General features: G+C 72.2%; 13 protein-coding genes. 3 read left to right on the top strand and 10 right to left on the bottom strand.

All coding sequences use genetic code 11. The annotated features are described in order from the left end of the window. Positions 1-630: 630 nt before the first annotated feature. The 3 genes from WFI00_RS06995 to mtrA are packed head-to-tail and all read right to left on the bottom strand — an operon-like array spanning position 631 to position 4,704. A complete protein-coding gene (locus tag WFI00_RS06995; protein ID WP_336631613.1) occupies positions 631-2,319 on the bottom strand; it encodes an LpqB family beta-propeller domain-containing protein in 1,689 nt (562 codons plus the stop codon). Further along, complete coding sequence (mtrB, locus tag WFI00_RS06990; RefSeq protein WP_336631612.1) at positions 2,316-4,013, bottom strand: MtrAB system histidine kinase MtrB; 1,698 nt, start codon at positions 4,011-4,013, stop codon at positions 2,316-2,318. Before mtrB ends, WFI00_RS06995 begins: the two co-directional genes overlap by 4 nt. 10 nt (positions 4,014-4,023) lie before the next feature. Further along, positions 4,024-4,704 (bottom strand): MtrAB system response regulator MtrA, encoded by a 681-nt coding sequence (mtrA, locus tag WFI00_RS06985; protein ID WP_336631611.1) that lies wholly within the window; start codon positions 4,702-4,704, stop codon positions 4,024-4,026. Positions 4,705-4,961: 257 nt separating this feature from the next. Between mtrA and aqpZ the strand changes: the two genes are divergently transcribed. Next, positions 4,962-5,780, top strand: a complete 819-nt coding sequence (gene aqpZ, locus WFI00_RS06980) for an aquaporin Z (protein ID WP_336631610.1) — start codon at positions 4,962-4,964, stop codon at positions 5,778-5,780. 74 nt (positions 5,781-5,854) lie between these two features. Here aqpZ and katG read toward each other — a convergent pair whose 3' ends face one another. The 4 genes from katG to ahcY form a co-directional block, all read right to left on the bottom strand. Continuing rightward, the gene (gene katG, locus WFI00_RS06975) at positions 5,855-8,128 is read right to left on the bottom strand and encodes a catalase/peroxidase HPI (RefSeq protein WP_336631609.1); all 2,274 of its coding nucleotides are present in this window, start codon (positions 8,126-8,128) and stop codon (positions 5,855-5,857) included. After that, on the bottom strand, positions 8,125-8,646 hold the full coding sequence (locus tag WFI00_RS06970) for a Fur family transcriptional regulator (RefSeq protein WP_442928308.1): 522 nt from the start codon (positions 8,644-8,646) through the stop codon (positions 8,125-8,127). The genes katG and WFI00_RS06970 overlap by 4 nt, the downstream gene beginning before the upstream one ends. 516 nt (positions 8,647-9,162) lie before the next feature. Continuing rightward, on the bottom strand, positions 9,163-10,155 hold the full coding sequence (locus tag WFI00_RS06965) for a hypothetical protein (RefSeq protein ID WP_336631608.1): 993 nt from the start codon (positions 10,153-10,155) through the stop codon (positions 9,163-9,165). Positions 10,156-10,624: 469 nt separating this feature from the next. Next, positions 10,625-12,085, bottom strand: coding sequence for an adenosylhomocysteinase (gene ahcY, locus WFI00_RS06960; protein WP_336631607.1), 1,461 nt, complete (start codon positions 12,083-12,085; stop codon positions 10,625-10,627). A gap of 74 nt (positions 12,086-12,159) precedes the next feature. On the opposite strand from ahcY, the gene WFI00_RS06955 reads away from it, so the two are divergent. After that, positions 12,160-13,101 carry a class I SAM-dependent methyltransferase gene (locus tag WFI00_RS06955; RefSeq protein WP_336631606.1) on the top strand — a complete coding sequence of 314 codons (942 nt, stop codon included), beginning with the start codon at positions 12,160-12,162 and terminating at the stop codon, positions 13,099-13,101. Between the two features lie 25 nt (positions 13,102-13,126). On the opposite strand, the gene WFI00_RS06950 is transcribed toward WFI00_RS06955, so the two are convergent. Further along, complete coding sequence (locus WFI00_RS06950) at positions 13,127-13,333, bottom strand: DUF3499 family protein (RefSeq protein WP_336631605.1); 207 nt, start codon at positions 13,331-13,333, stop codon at positions 13,127-13,129. 78 nt (positions 13,334-13,411) lie between these two features. On the opposite strand from WFI00_RS06950, the gene WFI00_RS06945 reads away from it, so the two are divergent. Then, positions 13,412-13,846 carry a metallopeptidase family protein gene (locus tag WFI00_RS06945; RefSeq protein ID WP_336631604.1) on the top strand — a complete coding sequence of 145 codons (435 nt, stop codon included), beginning with the start codon at positions 13,412-13,414 and terminating at the stop codon, positions 13,844-13,846. Between the two features lie 31 nt (positions 13,847-13,877). Here the strand turns inward: WFI00_RS06945 and WFI00_RS06940 are convergent, their stop codons facing one another. Together WFI00_RS06940 and WFI00_RS06935 are read right to left on the bottom strand one after the other, a co-directional pair. After that, complete coding sequence (locus tag WFI00_RS06940; protein WP_336631603.1) at positions 13,878-15,278, bottom strand: DUF5719 family protein; 1,401 nt, start codon at positions 15,276-15,278, stop codon at positions 13,878-13,880. Then, positions 15,275-18,169 (bottom strand): glycosyltransferase, encoded by a 2,895-nt coding sequence (locus tag WFI00_RS06935; protein WP_336631602.1) that lies wholly within the window; start codon positions 18,167-18,169, stop codon positions 15,275-15,277. Before WFI00_RS06935 ends, WFI00_RS06940 begins: the two co-directional genes overlap by 4 nt. Positions 18,170-18,275 lie beyond the last annotated feature (106 nt).

Here is an 18,275-nt window from a genome sequence, read left to right as displayed (position 1 = left end):
TTGAACTGACCAAAGAGATACTCATTGCTGACTATCCGAATGCCGACACCCAAAGATGCCGGACTTTGATCCAAAGGAATCTCACCCAACCAAAAAGGTCGAGTCGAGGTTGTTTGGCATATGACAAGTGCACGCTGTTGAGTTCTCAAGGATCGGACGCTCCCACACACCAGCCTCACAGCCAGCACACAGGGCAACTTCACTACCTCACACCTTGCGATGAGCCGGTCACCACGCGTGTCGACTCGAGGTCGAACGCGAGGACTCGCCGTTCACAAGGCCAGATCGGATGTCTTGTCTGTCGGAATCACACCGGCGACGAGACAACTTCTCTATCTTATCCCTCTCGCTCGGCTTGTCAAATCGGCTGTCCGTGACGTCGCTGAGCGCGTCAGGCCAACACTCTTCGACCAGCATTCTGGAGGAGTGGGAAGCTCCATCGTAGACCATCCGGGCTGTGAAACACAATCCGTTCGTCCTCCGAGGGAGGTGGATCTCCGCGTGAGGGGCGAGGCCGTCGGCTCTTCGCTCACCTGTGGGGCGATCGGGTACTAACGTATGCCGGACTCGCGTGGGGCGCAAATCAGAGCGGCATCCCGGGCGTGTCTCGCGCTCTCGCCCGCGCGTGCGTCAGCGCGGCGCGCCCTGTTGAACTCCGAGCACCAGGACATCCGACGCGAGGTTCTGCCAGTTCAGGCCGCGCTGTCCGAAGAGCTCTCCGTCCGCATCGAGGAGCTGCACATCGCCCGACTGGTCGCTGCCGGCCACGGCGACGACGCCCGACGGCGTGCGGATGACCGACCCGAACCCGCCGACCACCTGCGCGGTCATCGAGGACTCGCCGTCCGCCGTCGTGACGACGGCGATGGTCGACCCGTCCAGCCAGGTCATCGCTCGGCCTGTTCCCGGCATCTCGGCGACGACCTTCCGCTCACCGAGGCCGGTCGGCGTGCCCGTCCGGTCGCGCTGGATGCCTGCGACCCAGAGCGCGTAGGTGCCGCCGTCCCGCACGATGCCCGCGAGCCGGGTGCCGTCGCGCGACACCCGCTGCGCCACGATCTGCGACGCCCCCGGCCATGCCCCGGGAACATCGACCGATACACCGTCGGCCCCGTGCGCCTCGACCGCCGTCGGCGCACCTTCCGGCACCGACCAGACGAATCCGAACGGGTCGATGGACGGGGCGACGAGACCGGCCCGTGTGTCGACGGTCGTGATCTCGCCGTCGGCATCCACCACCACCGCATGCCCGCTCGTGTCGCGCACAGCCGCCCGTGACCGGTCTGCGGAGATCTCCACGTCGGTCGGATCCGCCTGCGGCACGGCGTCCGACAGGCCTGGGATGCGCTCGATCACCGAGCCGGACAGGAAGCCGAAGGCATCCGCGGTGCGCACGAGCGGACGCGCGTAGATCCGGGTGGAGCGCACCGACACCGGCTGCGCGGCGAGGCGCTGCCCGTCGACGACCATGTCGACCTCGTCGATACTGGCCGATGCGAGGCTCGCGGCGAGCTGCGTCTGCATGCGGTCCAGCACCTCGGCGCTCAGGGCACGCGCACCCTCCTCGAAGGAGACCGAGGCGACCTTGTCCGCGCTCACCTGCACGGCGGCCTGGGTCAGTCGCGCGCCGTCCGTGAACGCGGTCGTCACCGCGGGCTCGAGCCACGCGCTCGGTCCACCGTCGACGAGGGCGTCGGCGATGTTGCTGGCGGCGTACAGCCGAGGGAACCACCGCTCGTCGGGGACGAGGTAGCTCCAGGTCGGATCGAAGAACTGCACGGCGTAGTTGTCGAAGACGACGACGAAGCGGTTGCGGTCCAGAACGATGCCGTCCGGCGCCTGCGTGATCCGCCATTGGCCGTCGGCCTGCTGGGCCAGCGTGAACGACAGGGAGATCTCCCCCGCGTCGCCCCACGTGGACAGCTCGCCGGACGCGTCGACGGTGGCCACCGGCGTCACCGACAGGCTGAAGGCGTTCGCCGAGACCTGATCGAGCGACCTGTCGCCCGGGCGATAGACCGTCACGCTCGCCCGCGGATTCCAGGTGCTGCGGAACTCGGGGGCGAGGAACTCCTTCGCGGTCTCCCAGTTGGTGCGGGGCCCGGACCCCGCCGCGATGAACCCCTCGACGATCTGCTGCGGAGTGGCGTCCTTGCTCGGACCGTCGGGCAGGAAGACGATGTTGCCGCCGGTGTCCTCATCCGGGATGGGCTGACCCGCGTTGACGGGACCCGACGTGGGAAGACCGCCGCACGCGACGAGGAGCAGCGCGAGCAGTGCCGCGAGGCCGGCCATGGCGGTGGTGCGCAGACGGGTCATGATCGGCGCCCCTTCTGCGCCCGCGCGGGCGGCTCGACGACGGGCACGGTGATGGGCTGGGTGAGGCCGATGTCCTCGAGGGGGGCGCCGTCATCCCCCGGATCGACCGGGATGGGCGACGCGCCGTCGAGAGGCTGCCCATGGCGCGGGAGGGTGAGGACGAAGTGGGTGCCGCGCCCCAGCTCCGACCACACGGCGAGCGTCCCTCCGTGCAGTCGGGCATCACCGAGGGCGATCGACAGCCCGAGGCCGGTCCCGCCGATGGTGCGCTTGCGGGACGGATCGGCGCGCCAGAAGCGATCGAAGACGCGCTCGGAATCGGCGGCGCTCATCCCCAGCCCGTAGTCGCGCACGCCGAGGGCGACCGCCCGCTGGTCGCTGTCGACCGTCACCACGATCGGTCTGCCTTCGCCGTGCTCGATCGCGTTGCCGAGCAGATTGCGCACGACCCGGCGCACGCGGCGCGGATCCATGTCGACGGGCGAGTATCCCCCCGGAGCGACCAGTCGCACGTCGCTGCCGTGCTGGTCGGCGAGCTGCTGCATCGACGCGATGACGTCCTCGGCCAGGTGCGCGAGAGAGGTCGGCTCGTTCTCGAGCTGGACGGATCCCGCGTCGTAGCGGCTGATCTCCAGCAGGTCGGTGAGCAGAACCTCGAACCGCTGCACCTGCGCGTGCAGGAGCTCCGCGGCGCGCGCGGTCGTGCCGTCGAACCGGTCGCGCTGATCGTTGAGCATGTCGCTGGCGAGTCGGATGGTCGTCAGCGGCGTGCGCAGCTCGTGCGAGACATCCGAGACGAATCGCTGCTGCACGAGCGACAGCTCCGCGAGCTCTTTGATCTGCGACTCGATGCTGTCGGCCATGGCGTTGAACGAGCGACCGAGCGTCGCGAACTCGTCGTCGCCTCGCACCGGCAGCCGCACCCCCAGATCTCCGCCGGCCAAGGTGGCGCTCGTCTCGGCCGCCTGGGCGATCGGCACCGTGATGGTCCTGACCACGATCCACGAGATGGCGCCGATGATGATGAGCAGGACCGCCCCGACGAGCCACAGCGTCACCTGGACGAACCGCAGCGTCTGCGCCTCGGAGGCGAGGTCGAAGGCGAAGTAGAACTCGTACGGCCCCACCTCGGGGAAGATGAGCTGCTGACCGATGACGACGCCGGGGACGACTCCCCCGCCGGAGGGGATGCCGATCGACTGCCACCAGCGCTGGTCGACGTCGCGCTGCACCGCCGTGCGCAGGCCGTCGCTGATCATGTCGGCGTCCAGGCCGCCGTCGAAGTCCTGCGGGGCGATGGAGGACGGCTCGTTCGAGACGCGGAAACCGGCGATCATGTCGGTGCCGGCCTGACGCGTCATCGAGACGATCGCCGCATCCATCAGCGCCTGCAGGCCGGCCGCGTCGCCTCCCACCTGCGCGGATTCGAGGGTGCGCTGCGTGGAGGCCGTCGCCCGGCCCACCGCCTCCTGCACCTGCTGCACGCGCGACTCGAACAGGTCGTTCTGGATGGCGAGCGCCATGGTCACGAAGGCCCCGAGGATCGCGAACGCGGTGAGCCCGAGGGTGAGCGCCAGCGTGCGGAACCGCAGCGAGCTGCGCCACGCGTGCGCGATCCGGTGCGGCCACGACCTCCAGTCGCGCCACGCCGCCCGCCATCCGCGCAGCGGCGACACGGCGTTCGGCGTCGTCATCGCCGTCCGGTCAGACCACCGCGCCGGCTCGGTAGCCGACGCCGCGGACCGTGGTCACGATCTTGGGGTTGTCCGGGTCGATCTCGACCTTCGCGCGGAGGCGCTGGACGTGGACGTTCACGAGCCGCGTGTCGGCCTTGTAGTGGTAGCCCCAGACCTGCTCGAGCAGCATCTCGCGCGAGAACACCTGTTGGGGTTTGGATGCGAGGGCGACGAGCAGCTCGAATTCGAGCGGCGTCAGCGCGATGGCATCCGTGCCGCGGCGCACTTCGTGAGCGGCGACGTCGACCACCACGTCGCCGGCGCGGAGGATCTCGCTCTCGACCTGGGTCCCCGGACGCAGCCGCGTGCGGATGCGCGCGACGAGCTCTTTGGGGTTGAAGGGCTTGACGATGTAGTCGTCGGCGCCGGACTCGAGCCCGCGGACGACATCGGCGGTGTCCGTGCGGGCGGTGAGCATGATGATCGGGACGCCGGATTCGGCGCGGATGCGCGTGCACACCTCGATGCCGTCCATGCCCGGGAGCATGAGGTCGAGCAGCACCAGATCGGGGCGCTCCGTGCGCCATGCCTCGACGGCGGCGGCGCCGTCCGCGCAGAACACGGGCTCGAAGCCCTCCGTGCGCAGCACGATGCCGATCATCTCCGCGAGCGCGGTGTCGTCGTCGACAACGAGGATGCGAGAAGTCATGGCGGCGGATTCGTCCTTCGGGGTCGACGGCGTGCCGTGAATCACCCTGCGTCCGCCGTCGCGGGCGTTCCCGGACAACGCCAGGGCGCAGCAATACAGTATCGGACGCTCCTGGGACCACTCCCAGGCGGCCCCGGCGATTCCGGACCCCGCGGCTCGTGCCGCGGCGCGACCCGAGGCGCGCCGGTGCTGTCGTGATCCGCGCGACGGGTGGACAATCACGAGCAGAGGCACGCTCCGCAGGAAAGGAACCGACGATGAGCGCAGACCCCCGTCCCGATGTCCCGATCGAACCCACCGAGCTGTCGCATACGCCCGACGCGGCGCACGACGGCGTCGCTCCGGCGACCTCCACGAAACTCGTCGCCGAGGCGGCGGGAACCTTCCTCCTCGTCTTCGGCGGCGTGGGCACGGCTCTGTTCGCCGCGAACAACGGGCTCGCCGACAACGGCTTCCCCGTCGGGGTCGGATACGTCGGCGTCGCCCTCGCCTTCGGTCTCACCGTGGTCGCGGGTGCGTACGCCTGGGGTCCGATCTCGGGCGGGCACTTCAACCCCGCGATCACGCTCGGCCTGGCGGCGGCCGGACGCTTCCCGTGGCGCGACACGATCGGCTACATCGTGGCGCAGGTCGTCGGCGGCGCGCTCGCCACCAGCGTCATCGTCCTCGTCGGGCTCTCCGCGCCCGACGGCTGGCTCAGCACCGCGATGAGCGGCGGCTTCGCCAGCAACGGCTTCGGCGAGCACTCCCCCGGCGGCTTCGGTCTCGGCTCGGCGATCACCGTCGAGATCGTCCTCACCGCGGTGTTCGTCCTGGTGATCCTCGGCGTGACGCACGCGACCCGCGGCAACGCGGCCATCGCCGGGCTCGCGATCGGTCTGACGCTCACCCTCATCCACCTCATCTCGATCCCCGTCGACAACACGTCGGTGAACCCCGCGCGCTCGATCGCGGCGGCGATCTACGGCGGGCCCGACGCCCTCGCACAGCTGTGGGTGTTCCTGCTGTTCCCGATCGTGGGCGGCCTGATCGCCGGTTTCGGCCACCGCGCCCTGTTCGAGCGCACGCGGGGCTGACCCCGGCACGACCCAGAACGGCCCGCTCCCCGAAAGGGAAGCGGGCCGTTCGTCCGTCGGTGGGACGGAACCGGTCAGCGGTGCAGGTCGAACCGATCCAGCTCGGTGACCTTCGTCCACGCGGCGACGAAGTCGCGCACGAACTTCTCCGACGCGTCGTCGGAGGCGTACACCTCGGCGAGCGCGCGCAGCTCCGAGTTCGAGCCGAACAGCAGGTCGACGCGGGTGCCGACGCCGACCTTCTCGCCCGAGCCGTCCTTCGCGCCGGCGAAGGCGTGCGAGCCGGGGTCGAGCGGCTTCCACGTCGTACCGAGGTCCAAGAGGTTCACGAAGAAGTCGTTCGTGAGCACCCCGACGCGCTCGGTGAACACGCCGTGGTCCGAGCCGTCCCAGTTGGCGCCGAGGACGCGCAGCCCGCCCACCAGCACCGTCATCTCCGGCGCCGTCAGCGTCAGCAGGTTGGCCCGGTCGATGAGGTGGTACTCGGCGGGCATCGGAGCCAGCGGACCCTGGTAGTTGCGGAAGCCGTCGGCCGCCGGCTCGAGGTATCCGAACGACTCGACGTCGGTCTGCTCCTGCGAGGCGTCGGTGCGACCGGGGTGGAAGGGCACCTCGACGGTGACGCCCGCATCCGCGGCCGCCTTCTCGACGGCGGCGTTCCCGGCCAGCACGATGAGGTCGGCGAGCGAGATGCCCACGCCCGCGGCATCCACGTCGGCCTTGATGCCGCCGAGGACGCTCAGCACGCGATGCAGCTGGGCCGGGTTGTTGACCGCCCAGTCCTTCTGCGGAGCGAGGCGGATGCGCGCGCCGTTGGCGCCGCCGCGCTTGTCGCTGCCGCGGAAGGTGGAGGCCGCCGCCCAGGTCGTCGCGACGAGCTCCGAGACGCTGAGTCCGGACTCGAGGACGCGGCGCTTGACGTCGGCGACGCCGGCCGGGTCGATCAGCTGCGCGGGTGCGGCGGGCACGGGGTCCTGCCACAGCAGCTCCTCCTCCGGCACCTCCTGGCCGAGGTAGCGGGCGACCGGGCCCATGTCACGGTGCGTGAGCTTGAACCACGCCCGCGCGAACGCGTCGGCGAACGCGGCGGGGTCGTCCTTGAACTTCCGCGAGATCTTGTCGTACTCCGGATCGACCCGGAGCGCGAGGTCGCTCGTGAGCATGCGGGGCTCGCGGCGGCCGTCGGAGTGCGCGAGCGGCACCATGTCGGCCCCCTGCCCGCCCGTCGGGCGCCACTGGTGCGCACCGGCCGGGCTCTTCATGAGCTCCCACTCGTACGCATAGAGGATGTGGAAGAACTCGTTGTCCCAGCGGGTGGGGTGGTAGGTCCAGGTGACCTCGAGGCCCGAGGTGATCTGGTCGTCGCCCTTGCCGGAGCCGTTGTTGTTCTTCCAGCCGAGACCCTGCATCTCCAGGCCCGCGGCCTCGGGGTTGTCCTCGAGGTTCGAGTCGGGTGCGGCTCCGTGTGTCTTGCCGAACGTGTGGCCGCCGGCGATCAGCGCGACGGTCTCCTCGTCGTCCATCGCCATGCGGGCGAAGGTCTCGCGGATGTCGCGTGCCGAGGCCAGCGGGTCGGGATGCCCGGCCGGGCCCTCCGGGTTGACGTAGATGAGACCCATCTGCACGGCGGCCAGAGGCTTCTCTAGATCGCGGTCGCCGCTGTAGCGCTCGTCGCCGAGCCAGGTCGTCTCCGGACCCCAGTACACGTCGTCGTCCGGCTCCCAGACATCCGCGCGGCCTCCCGCGAACCCGAAGGTCTCGAAGCCCATCTCCTCGAGGGCGACGTTGCCGGCGAGGATCATGAGGTCGCCCCACGAGATCGACTGGCCGTACTTCTTCTTGACCGGCCAGAGCAGACGACGGGCCTTGTCGAGGCCCACGTTGTCGGGCCAGCTGTTCAGCGGGGCGAAGCGCTGCTGCCCGGCGCCGCCGCCGCCACGGCCGTCGGTGACGCGGTAGGTTCCGGCCGAGTGCCAGGCCATACGGACCATCAGCGGGCCGTAGTTGCCGAAGTCGGCGGGCCACCAGTCCTGGCTGGTGACCAGGAGCTCGGCGATGTCCTTCTTGACGGCGTCGAGGTCGAGCGCCTCGAAGGCCGCCGCGTAGTCGAAGCCCGGCGTCAGCGGATTGCGCGACTCGGGGTTCTTGGCGAGGATCTTGAGGTTCAGCTGGTTCGGCCACCACACGCGGTTCGCCGATCCGCTCGTGGGGTGCGGCTGCGCGTGGACGACCGGGCAGGTCGCGGCCTCTTCGACGCGCGCCTCGTCGGTGTCGGTGACGGTGACGGACTGATCGATCTCGGTTGCGTCGTCGCCGATGCCGGCGACGCTGGGGTCTTGTTCGGTCACGGTGTTCCTTCCTCTCGTTCGGATGTGTGGGTCGGGGCTGGTGATGTCCGGGGCGGGGCTTCGACGGTCCGGCGCGGGGCGTCGGATGTCCGGCGCGGGGCGTCGGGCTCGGCGCACGCGGGGCACACGCCCCAATACGTGACCTCGGCGGAGGCGATCGCGAACCCGTGCGTCGAGACGGGTTCCAGGCAGGGCGCGTGGCCGACGGCGCAGTCGACGTCGCGCACGGTGCCGCACACGGTGCACACGAGATGGTGATGATTGTCGCCGACGCGCAGCTCGAAGAGCATGGGCTTGCCCGCCGGCTCGATACGGCGCACGATGCCGGCATCCGCGAAGTCCCCGAGGGCGTTGTAGACGGACTGCACGTTCGTCCGCGGCATCCCCTCGGCGACGATCCCGTGGATCGTCTCGGCAGCCGCATGCGGATGCTCGCGCAGCGCCTCGTAGACGGCCGCGCGCGACTCGGTCACCCGCAGGCCCGCGGCACGCAGCGCCTCGGCCGCAGAGGGTGCCACGCCGGATCGACTCACACTCCGCAGTCTAGCCTTCTTTTGAGTGATTCAAAATAACTTGTGCCCGCTCGGGGCGTGTCGACTCACCCGAGCGGGGGTGCGGCGCGGCAGGTTCGGGGTCGCACGTGGTCACCCCGCGGGCGCCGGGGTGCGGCGCGGCCCGGCCGGTTCGGGCTCGCGTGTGGTCACCCCGGTGTTGCCAGGGTGAGGCCCGGCAGGTTCGGGGCCGCGTGCGGTCACCCCGGTGTTGCCAGGGTGCGGCCCGACAGGTTGGGGTCGCGTGCGGTCACCCCGGGGCGCGGCCCGGCAGGTTCGGGGTCGCGTCACGCCGCCTCCTGCGAGCCACACCGACTCGACGCGACCCCGAACCTGCGAGTGGGCGACGGGAAGCGACCCCGAACTCGTGCTCGGGCAGGGACGACGAGCAGACAGACCCCGCACGGGCGGGCGCACAGGCGGGCGAACGCACGGACAGGCGCGCGGCCACGGCCCGACCGTGCGAGACAAAGTTCGCGGCCGTCAGCGAAGCGGATGGCGCAGCAGCGCGGCCCGCACGATCTCGGCGGCGCGGGGCTGTTCCCCGCGGATGTGGCGCGCTGTCACGCGGACCACCTCCCATCCCGCGGCGGCGAGCGCAGCGTACTTGTCCAGGTCGCGATGCCACTGTCGATCGTCGGTCGCGTGGTGCCGACCCTCCACCTCGACGATGACTCCGGCCTCCCGGTAGACGGCATCCGAGATGCCGATCCGTCGGCCGTGCTCGTCGTAGATCTCGACATCCAACTCGGGTTCGGGGAGGCCCGCCCGTGTCACGAGGACGCGGAACTCGCTTTCGAGCGGCGACATGCTCCCGACGCGGATGAACTCCAGCGCGTCGAGCAGCCCCGCGCGCCCGCGACGCCACGGGACGAAGGCTGCGGCACGGAGATCCTCGATGCGCGCTTTCTGCCATTCCGGGCGCGACCTCCCCCGGTCATCCCGCGGGATCCGCACGATCGCATCGCCGAGCACCACCAGCGCGTCGACGTCCAGGGTCGCGCCGGCGAGGGCCCACGACGATGCGGCATCCGCGACACGGAGTCCACCGACGTCGGTGATCCGCGCGAGGTACGGCGACACCTTGACTCCGTGCACATCGCGCCCGCGCGGCGCATGCAGGGGCGGGTGGATGCCCACCGTGAGCGGCGCACGATCCCACCCGGGGCGCAGCGGCAGATCATGCAGCGCGAGCGCGGCGGGACCCACGAAGAATGCGCCCGCAGGAGCGACCGTGGCGTACGCGCGGACCCGACGCAGCAGGGCACTTCGGATGCGGCGGTCGAGCTCGAGCGGATCGCTCGACGTCTCGGGTCGAGGAGAGTCGGGTTCGTGGCGCCGCAGGCGTGCTCCGCGGAACGGCCGCTCCAGGTCGGCCGCGCGCAGCCGCCGGGCGGTGACACCCCGGGCGAGGGCCTCGCCGCACGCGAAGCTCTCTCCGAGCGATGCCGGGAGGGGGCGAGGAATGCTGCTCATTGCTCCACGGTGCCCGCCCATCTCCCCCGCACTCGCCCGATCGCGCGAATATGTGGACATCCCCCGACATCGCCCCCTTGGGGAGGGGCCATCGACCCGGCACGTTCGGGGTCTCCTCACGCCGCCTCGGAGCCATCTCACCGACCAGACGCGACCCCGAACCCGCCCACCACCGACCACACGCGACCCCGAACCCGCGGCACCACCGACCAGACACCGCCCCGCACGCGCGGGCGCCCGACCCGCCTACGCACGTTCGGGGTCTCCTCACGCCGCCTCGGAGCCATCTCACCGACCAGAGGCGACCCCGAACCCGCCCACCACCGACCAGACGCGACCCCGAACCCGCGAAGCCACCCCGCAGGGGGAACCCCACCCGGACGCGGGCGCCCGACCCGCCCGGGCCCCGCCCACCCCGCGCCGGCCCGGAGCCGGACCCCGCGCCGGCCCGGGCCCGGGACCCCGCGGGTCAGTAGCGGTAGTGCTCGAGCTTGTACGGCCCCTCGACGGGCACGCCGATGTACGCGGCCTGCTCGTCGGTGAGGGTCGTCAGCCGCACCCCCAGCGCGTCGAGGTGCAGGCGCGCGACCTTCTCGTCGAGGATCTTCGGCAGCACGTACACGCCGATCGGGTACTCGTCGCGCTCCGTGTAGAGCTCGATCTGCGCGAGCACCTGGTTCGTGAACGACGCGCTCATCACGAACGAGGGATGCCCCGTGGCGTTCCCGAGGTTCAGCAGGCGCCCCTCGGACAGCACCAGGACGCTCGTCCCACCCGGCAGACGGTACTCGTGCACCTGCGGCTTGATCTCGATCTTCTCCACGCCCGGGATCGCCTCGAGGCCCGCGATGTCGATCTCGTCGTCGAAGTGCCCCACGTTGCCGACGATCGCCAGGTGCTTGAGACCCTGCAGGTGCTCAGTCGTCACGACGCGCGTGTTGCCGGTGCCGGTGATGAGGATGTCGACCTCGCCGATGACGTCCTCGAGGCGCGCGACCTGGAATCCGTCCATCGCCGCCTGCAGGGCGCAGATCGGGTCGACCTCGCCGATGACGACGCGCGCACCCTGGCCGCGCAGCGCCTCGGCGGCACCCTTGCCCACGTCGCCGTAGCCGACGACGTACGCGACCTTGCCGCCGATGAGGACGTCCGTCGCGCGGTTGATGCCGTCGGGCAGCGAGTGCCGGATGCCGTACTTGTTGTCGAACTTGCTCTTGGTCACAGAGTCATTGACGTTGATCGCCGGGAACAGGAGCTTCCCCGCGGCGGCGAGCTCGTAGAGGCGATGCACGCCCGTCGTGGTCTCCTCGGTGACGCCGAGGATCCCGGCCGCCATCCGGGTGAAGCGCTGCGGGTCGCGAGCGAGGCTCGCCCGCAGGGTCGCCAGCACGATGCGGTACTCCGCCGAATCGGTCTCGGATGCCTCCGGCACCGCTCCGGCGGCCTCGAACTCCACGCCCTTGTGCACGAGCAGCGTCGCGTCCCCGCCGTCGTCGAGGATGAGGTTGGGCCCGTCGAAGCCCTCCGCCGACCAGTCGAAGATGCGGTCGGCGAGCTCCCAGTACTCCTCGAGGGTCTCGCCCTTGAAGGCGAACACGGGGATGCCGGCGGGCCGGTCGACCGTGCCGGTGGGGCCGACGGCGACCGCGGCGGCGGCCTCGTCCTGTGTCGAGAAGATGTTGCAGCTGGCCCAGCGCACCTGCGCGCCGAGGGCGACGAGGGTCTCGATCAGCACCGCGGTCTGCACCGTCATGTGCAGCGAACCGGCGATCCGCGCCCCCGCGAGCGGCTGCGCGGGTCCGAACTCCTCGCGCAGCGCCATGAGGCCGGGCATCTCGTTCTCGGCGAGTCTCAGCTGGTGACGGCCCGCGGCGGCGAGACTCAGATCGGCGACGACGAAATCGGGCGTGACGGCGGTGGCGTGAGGCATCCGCCCATTGTTCCACCACGCGCACCCCCGCGCGTCGCATATATCCTGATCGCAACGAGCCGAGGGAGCACCCGATGCACGCACCGCCGCGTCCCGACCTGCCCGCGATGGACCAGGACACGTTCTGGCTGAGCCCGGCGTCCTACTGGCTGCCCGCCCACTACCCCGTCACGGCGTGGGCCACGCACGCCCCGTTCGCGGCCTGGCTGATGGACGTCCTCCGCCCCCGCGAGATCGTCGAGCTCGGCACGCACTTCGGGTTCTCGTGCTTCGCGTTCGCCGAGTCCGCGCAGCGGCTGGGGCACGGCGTACGCATCAACGCCCTGGACAGCTGGCAGGGAGACGACCACGCGGGCTTCTACGGCGAGGACGTCTTCGAGTACGTCGAACGCACCGCGGCGAGCGACTACCCCGAGTCGGTGCGGCTCGTACGCGGCTGGTTCAGCGACTCCCGGCCTCAGTTCGAGGCGTCGTCCGTCGACCTCCTGCACATCGACGGGAGACACGGGTACGACGACGTCGTCGAGGACTACACCCAGTGGCGCGACGTCGTCCGCGACGGGGGCGTCGTCGTCTTCCACGACATCGCGGAACGCGAACGCGGCTTCGGCGTGTGGCAGCTGTGGGAAGAGCTCGAAGCGACCGAGCCGACCTTCGCGTTCGAGCACGGCCACGGCCTGGGCGTCCTGGGCGTCGGGAACGTCCCCGAGCCGTTGCGACGGCTGTTCGACACCGACGCGGACACCCGTTCGCGCATCCGGTCGGACTACGAGCACCTGGGCGCGGCCGTGGCGCGCGCCCAGACCCTCGAGGAGTGGGCGGCGGAAGCGGAATCGCTGCGCGCCCAGACGGCCGCGGCGCGCGCGGAGGCCGACGTCCGCTCGCGGGAGGCAGCGCGCCTGCGCACCCTGCTGGCGGCGACGCAGGGGCGCGTGGTCGCCCTCGAGGACAGCACCAGCTGGCGCGTCACCGCTCCGCTTCGCGCCGTGACGGCACGTCTCGGGCGGGACCGCTGAGCGCGGACGCCTCCGACCGGGCGCCTCAGACGCGCAGCGTCTCGTGCCGGACGACCATCCAGCCCTTCGGCACCGAGAGGCGCTCGGTGTGGATGAGGCACAGGTCGTGGGCGTGCGGATCCCCGGCGGCGCCGAGCGGGCCGAGGACGGCCATCTGGTCGCCGTAGTCGTAGGTGAGGGTCGTCACCGCTTCGCGGGCGCAGCCCACCTTCGAGCACAGTCTGGTTCGCATCGGTCCCACGCTAGTGAGCGTCGCCCCATCGGCGGGGATGCCGCGCCGACGCGCGCGGAGCCCACCTAGACTGTGGGCATGATCAGGCGGCGTGCAGTCCGGACCCCGCGGCGGCGTCCCGCCCGGCACGGACGGCACGGACGGGAGGACCGCAGTCCGGTCGTCCGTCCGCCGCTGCTCCCCCTCGAGACCCGCGAGGAGCGCTTCGACTTCTCGGTGGGAACGGCGGCGGAGTTCCTCCGCGGCGCCTGGCCGGAGCTGCGCGATGTGCGCTTCGAGGTCGCGGCGATGCCACCCGCCTCCGACGACGACGGCATCCCCCGGTGGAGCGTCGACACCGAGCACAAGCTCATCGTCCTGTACCGCCTGCCGATCGAGCGGCTGAGCAACCTGCACCGCGAAGACGACCTCCATCGCCGGATGATGATCGAGGGATGCGTGTTCCGCGCCGCGGCGGAGTACCTCGACCGCGACCCGTGGGACCTCGGACCGGAGCGCTACCGCTACTTCTGAGGACGCCGCCGCACCCGAGGGGCTGACCTGCTCAGCGCGGGTAGACGACGATCGACGCCGCCGCCGCATCGCCGGGCTGGGCCACGTACCCGGCCACCGCACCGGGGGCGGCGTAGGTGACCGCGGCGGCGACACCGGCGCCGTCGCCGGACAGGAGGTACACGCGATCGGGCGACACCGGCACGGTGACCGCCGACGCGGCCGGAACGACGACCTGCTGAGGGTCGCCGCCCGCGGAGTCGCTGAGGGTGACGGTCTGGGGCTCGGTCGCCGAGGAGGCGAGCGTCACGACGGGCGCGGGCCCCGCGGCGACCGCGAGGAGGGCCGATCCGCGCAGCGGCTGCGCCGGCGTGAACCAGGCGAAGTCGCTCCCCGAGCCGAAGCCCGTCGTCGCCCAGGCCGCCCCCGTGACGGGAGTGGTGGAGGAGACCCGCACCGTGTAGGTGCCGACCGCGAGCCCCGCGAGGTCGAGCCGCAGCGGCACGCCCTCCAGCAGCGGCACGGTCTGGGTCTGCACCGCGCCGGCGCTTCCCTGCACCTCGACGGTCGCGGTGCCCGCGCCCGAGGGCGAGAGCAGACGCACGCTCGTCGTCACGTTGCTCGAGCCCTCGTCGCCGGGGGGAACCGTCACGGGGACGCCGGGGATGACGAGACTCGTCGCGGGGCTGCCGGCATCGCCCACCTGGTCGACCCCGCCCGGGACGAGGATGCGCGTGAGGCTCGTCTGCAGCGCCGCGCGCACAGGGGCCTGGGACGAGAGGACGTGCACGACCGGGCTCTCCTCGCCGATGGCGAGGGAGGCGAGCGGGATGACCCGCTGCGTGCGGGCGGGGACGACGATCCCCTTCCCCGCTGCGGGGGCGGTCATCCCGGTCGCGCCGTAGACGGTGAGCGTGACGAGCGCCGGGACGTCGCCCGGGTTGGCGAGGAGGACGAGGTCGGACGCACCGGTGGTCGCCGCACCGCCGACCAGCCAGGTCTCGGGCACGGGTCGCGCACAGCTCGAGGCGGCGAAGCCCGCGAGGTCGGCCGCGGCCACCTGCGACGATCCGGCCGCGGCGAGGTCGGTGCGCTCGCCGCTCGGCGACGGCTGCGCGACGACGGCGGCGGGCCCCGAGCCCGCGCTGACGTCGGCGGCGGCCAGGGGCGACGCCTCGACCGGCTCGCCGGCGGAGGCGCCGGAGGTGATCGACTGCCCGGCGGCGTCGGCCAGCTGGGCGGCCTGGGCCGAGTCGCGGCCGCTCGCCAGCAGCGGGCCGACGCAGGCCGCGACCGACGCGCTCGCGGGAGGCTGCGCCGACACCGACACGGCGGACCTGCTCACTCCCGGGGGCTCGACCAGCACGAGCGCCGCGGCACCGACGAGCGTCGCCGCGGCGAGGAGCACACCGAGCGCGACGCGCGCCGCACGTGCGGGAGAGAAGACGCTCATCGGGACCCTCCGTCGTGCTCGGGGTCGGGCGGAGTCGCCGGATCCGACGGCGCGGGGGCCTCGTCCGCGGCGACGGGCTCCGGCCCGCGGGCACGCGGCGCACGGGTCCGTCTCGGTGTCGCGGGAAGCCCGACGATCCGCGGGCGTCGCCGGGCCGCGGCGAGCGATCCGCGCGTGGGCAGGGCGAGCAGCAGCGCGGCGAGGACGACGCCCGCCTGCACGAGCGCGATCCGCCAGGCCTCGCCGATGTCGACCGCGACGCGCGGCTCGACGGTCGCCGTCACGCGCCAGAGCTTGCCCCGGGCGGTGTCACCGACGATCTCCAGATCGTTCCGCTGATCGAGCGAGGTCTCTGCCTGCAGTCGCATGCCGCCGGCGGCATCCGTTCCGTCGGTGTTCTTGTCGGAGAGCAGCACGTAGGCGACGCCGTGCGCGGCGAGATCGGAGACGACGGGACCGTCCGGGTCCGCGATGAGGGCCGCGGCGTAGCGGGACGACAGCTCGTCTCCCGCATCCGGTCCCTGCCGGGCCGAGCGGAGCGTGCTCTGACCGCCCAGCGAGGCGGTGGAGCCCCAGACCACGTCGGTGACGACGGAGCCGTCCGCGGTCGGGGTGAGCACGAACGTCGCCGTCGTGCGGGTGTCACGCCCCTCTGCCTCGACGTATGCGGGCAGGGTGCTGGAGGTGGCCTCGGTCAGGACTGACTGACCGCGCATCATGGCGGTGAGCGCGGGCAGGGAACTCAGCGCGAGCCCGGCCAGCACGAGCGCCGCCAAGGGCGCGCGCAGGCGCAGTCCCGCGGGCAGCGCGTCCAGCGCGAGCGCCGCGGCGCACAGCGCCGCCAGCCAGTAGAGGCCGAGCGCCGCGCCGGGCCAGAGCGTCACCGCGGTGTCGCCGTTCGGTGCGAGCGCGACCCCGATCGTGACGGATGCCGTGGCGAGGGCGGCGAGCGCGGTGATCGCGAGGACGGCCGCGGGCAGGGTCCGTCCGACGATGGGCGCGGCGACGGCCAGCACGAGGAGGGGGGCGACCAGCAGCGGCGTCCAGGCGGCCACCTGCGGGCCGACGAGCATCGCCCACCCGTCCGCTCCCGGGAAGCCCAGGGCGAGGTGCATCCGGCGGACGAGACCCCCCCCGGAGGGGTCGGCGAGGGGGATACCGGGGTCGGCGAACACCGCCCACGGATCCCCGGCGCGCACGCGCGCCCAGACCAGAGGCGCGAACACGACCGCGGTGGGCACGACGAGCCACAGGACGCGCGCGAGACCGCGTCCGCGATTCCGGCTCGCGGTCAGGACGAGGGCGATCACCCAGACCAGGACGAGGGCGGGCGCCAGGCTCGGCGCGCAGGCGAGGACCCCCGCGGCGAGGATGGAGGCGACGCCCGCCGCGCTCCAGGACCGATGGGCCACGGTGGCCGTCCACAGCAGCCACGGCAGCAGCAGGTGGGCGATGACGACCGGCGGGCGACCGGTGACGAGCGCGTCGAGCAGGCTCGGGGCCAGGGCCCAGCCGACGGCGACGACGGCCCGGACGATCGCCCGGTCGGTGAACCTCGTGGCGGCGAACCACGCGCCCAGCGCCGCCAGCGGCATCGCCAGCAGCCACAGCACGACGACGGCGCGCGACGGCGCGGCGGGCGAGAGCGAGCCGAGCACGGCGATCACCGCGCCGAACGGGTCGGCGGGCCCGATGGTCTCCCAGCCGAGCGGGCGCAGACCGTAGGTGGCGTCGGCCCACAGCGTGCCGAGCGCGGCCCGCAGCGGAGCGAGGGCGCCGCCGCCGAGCACCGGCCAGGTCAGGAGCGAGAGGAAGGCGACCACCGACGTGACGAGCGCGCCGAGGACGATCCACGCCCCGCCGCCCGTGAAGAAGTGCAGCTCGCCGCGGGCGGAACCCGTCGGCGTGGTGTCGTCGAGTCGTTCACGCAGGTCGCGACCCGTGACGCGCAGCGGAGCCAATCGCGCCCACGAGGTCGCTCGGCCGCGCCGGATTCCGCGCCGCGTACGCGCGACGGCGGCGGGACGCAGGAGGACGCGGACGGCCGCCGCCCATTCCGGGAGGATGCGCACGGGGCGCTTCTCCAGCAGGGCGGCGAGCGTGCGGACCACGGCGAGCGGAAGCAGGCTCAGCCAATGCAGCAGCACGGCGGGCGCCGGAGCGTAGGAGAGGCGGCGGTGCAGCTGGGCCGTCCGGGTGGCGTAGGCCGTGCGCAGGGGGGTCGGCTCGTGGGATGCGATCGTGACGAGCGCCGTGGGCGCCAGCACGACACGGCCGCCGCGCAGGCGGGCGCGCACGCCGAGATCCAGGCCCTCGTCGGCCCCCGCGAGGGCACGATCCAGTCCGCCGAGTCCCCGCCAGGCCTCGCTGCGGACGAGGATGCCGCGCACGTCGGCGCCGAGGACGTCCTCGACGGCGTCGTGCTGCCCCTGGTCGTGTTCGCCGTCGGCGAGCCCGACGGTGCGTCCGAGACGAGTCATCGAGACGCCGAGCGAGACGATGCGGTCCTTCTCCTCCGCTCGCACGAGCTTCGGGGCAGCGAAGGCCACGGACGGGGCGGTCTCCAGAGCGCGGGCCAGCCCCGCCAGTGCATCGGGCTCGGGCGCGCAGTCGTGGGCCAGCACCCAGACGGCGTCGCCGTCGAGCCGGTGCGAGGCCAGCGCGAGGGCTTCGGCGAAGCCGGTGCGTCGATCCGCGGAGATGACGGCTTCGGCGTCGGAGGCCGCAGCGACCGCCTGCAGGGCGCCGTCCGCGTCGCACAGCACGATCGTCAGCGCGTCGACCGGGCGCGACTGGGCGCGGAGCGCGGTGAGCGTCCGCTGCAGATGGATGTCCGCGGCCACGCGCCCCTCGGGGCGCACGACCAGCAGCGCGTGAACTCGGGCGGGCATGACCCCGTCAGCCTAAGCGCGCAGCGGCTCGACCCGAACCCGCCACGCCCGGGCAGGTCCGATCGCCCGTGCGGTTGCGCGTGCGACGACGCCCGACGACGGACGG

Origin of the sequence: Microbacterium sp. MMO-56 (genome assembly GCF_037146215.1) — a bacterium.
Lineage (GTDB): Bacteria > Actinomycetota > Actinomycetes > Actinomycetales > Microbacteriaceae > Microbacterium.
Note: the sequence above shows the minus strand (reverse complement) of the source record. Positions and strands in the feature narration are given on the sequence as shown.